This window comes from Acinetobacter sp. N1-1 (assembly GCF_056711485.1).
Window position 1 is genome coordinate 1 of the sequence record NZ_JBWXUO010000013.1, and the last position, 2,610, is coordinate 2,610.

The 2,610-nt window shown below is 32.9% G+C and carries 2 protein-coding genes; one reads left to right on the forward strand and one right to left on the reverse strand.

Annotated elements, in window-relative coordinates:
• Nucleotides 1–544: 544 nt before the first annotated feature.
• The gene (locus AC1MPL_RS11635; protein ID WP_479763237.1) at nucleotides 545–1,171 is read right to left on the reverse strand and encodes an SMI1/KNR4 family protein; all 627 of its coding nucleotides are present in this window, start codon (nucleotides 1,169–1,171) and stop codon (nucleotides 545–547) included.
• Nucleotides 1,172–1,797: 626 nt separating this feature from the next.
• On the opposite strand from AC1MPL_RS11635, the gene mobV reads away from it, so the two are divergent.
• On the forward strand, nucleotides 1,798–2,610 hold an 813-nt coding region (gene mobV / locus AC1MPL_RS11640), incomplete at its 3' end, for a MobV family relaxase (protein WP_479766235.1).

The window sequence follows — 2,610 nt, forward strand, 5'->3', positions numbered from 1 at the left end:
ATACATCCCAAACATATTTTACTGGTTTATTTATAATAACTTTTGTTTCTATACTTTTATGTCTGAATAAAAATATCAAAAAGATAAGAAGTGTAATGATCGCAAAAGTTAATTTCATGTGAGAACTGTCTTGATTACTAACTGAGACAATTATTCTAGGGTTAGAGTTTACTCTAGTCTCAAGACAAATTTGGCCATAACATGAAATGGATTGGATCTTATTCAAAATGCCACAATTTGACCTAAATTTTGAATATTAAAAATTAGTTTTCAACTTTTATTTCCAACTAGGAATGGCTTTTAACCCTATATTTAACATAATGGACATTACCCGAACTCTTTCTTAATTAATTATTGTTTATCAGTGCCTTAAATATTTTACATAATACGAAAAACACAAAAAAAACCGACTCGGAAATAAGTCGGCTTTTTTATGAGCAGTTTTGGAACTTTTTGCTAGTAAAATCGGTTAAAAAATATCAAGAATGTAGTTAGTGTAAATTAAGAATGGAAGGTATACCTTCCATTCTTAATTTTATCGTGACTATGAGAAATCAGGTCTAGCCCATCTTTTACTGTTATGCCAATTTATAATATCTATTGTAGAATCAGTTTCTAAAAACTCATTTCCATCTTCTAAAGCATCTTCATTTAGAAAATATAAATTATCTTCTAAGTCAGTTGAGAACTGTTTAACTAATTCAGCTATAGAGTCAGCAACTAAAATTCCAACATCATAATCATGATCAATAAAAATAATTTGTCCTAACTTTCCTTTCTCAGTAGGATCCAAATCTAAATACAACCCCGTTCTTCCACCATCGTGAGCAAAAACAATCCACTTTTGATTATGTGAATTATGGGAGTTAATCTCAGGATCTGCATAATCAAGTGAAAATTGCTGGTTCTCTAAATCGATATCTCTTTTATTTTCTATATCTTTTAACGACAAGAACTCCATTCCTTGAAACAGACTACCTAAATTTTCGGTATCATTCATGCCATTATGCCAAAGATATAAATCTTTAAAATCTTGAGGTAGCTCCAAATTAGTTTCTTTTTCAAAATTATCTAAATCTAAAACTACTACAGGAGAATTTAATGATTGACCTATAATTCTTTTTGCATGCTTATGTAACCATAGCTCTATAAATTTTAAATTTTTTTTCATTATTTAGACGACCTAAATTAATTTAATATCAATACCTTAAATACAAATACTACTTTGTATTCTAGAATAATCAATCCTTAAGGGTGATTTAATTTCATCAACACGTCTATTCAAATACTCTATTTTTTAATTTAAGTGCTTTTTTATTCGAATAATGAAGAAACAATACTTAAAAATGCTGCAACAGTGTCTAAAAATGAAGAAACAAAATGACTTTATGTTGAAACAATCAAACTTTATGCTGCAACAATTCAGCAAATATTGAGAAACAGCATCAAAAATGATGTAACAAAACCGAGTTTATGCTGAAACAATGCAAGGAATCACTAAAAACGCAATAAAAAAATGTTGAAACAGTTTTTATTTTCATATTTTTCTAGGGATTGTTTGATCCATCTCAATGACTTTTTATTTCTATATATCTATTTGATTATATTTACTTTTAACTCTATTCAACACTCGGATTTATGCGCTTTTCGGGGTCGAGGGGAAGCTCCCCTCGCTCATGGAATAATTTAAATAAAATTTATTTTTTTAAATTGTGTAGTGAGTACTCTTTTGGGGCTCCCAAAGATCGAGCGGCCTGTTATGGTGATCTCTTCGATGATTCTTTATTGGAGGGTTCGATGAGTTTCTTAATTTTTAGAACAAAGAAGTTGAAGTCTTTCGGTGAAATCTCAGGTTCCCTTTCTCACAATTATCGCACACGAGAAACTCTGAATGCCAATCCTCAAGAAACACCAAAAAATGAGCATTCTCATCAATCAGCAGACGAAGTGTTATCTGGAATCAAAGATCGTATCCCGCAAAAGGTGCGTAAGAATGGTGTCTTATGTATTGAAACGTTAATGACAGCTTCTCCGGAATGGCAAGGTTGGCATGATCCGAGTAAAGAAGCAGCATTATTTGAGAAGTCTAAAGCGTGGTTGATTGAAAAGTTTGGTGCAGAGAATGTGATCGCAACCAGTATTCACCGGGATGAGACAACACCGCATCTCGTAGCCTATATTGTGCCATTAGATCTTCAGACCAATAAACTAAATGCGAGAAGGTGGTTAGGCGGACGTACAAAGCTATCTCAATTGCAAACAGATTATCATCAAGCCGTCACCCAACATGATCAATATTTTGGCTTAAGACGAGGAATTGTGGGTTCAAAAGCTAAGCATACAACCATTCAGCAGTTTTATTCTCAGATCCAAGAACCTGTCTTACCGAATCAAGCATTTGAGCATGTACAAACACAGATTCAGCCGATTTCTACACCCATACCAGCCAAACCGTTAGACAGTCAGCTCATTGAACCAGCGTGGATAGCATCTGTAATTTATAAAGATGTGGCTTCACAGGTAGATGAAATCCATGCCCAATATCAACAAGCAATGCAAGATATGCAAAATGCTTATGCGCATCAATTGAAAGTCGCCCGTATAGAAGTA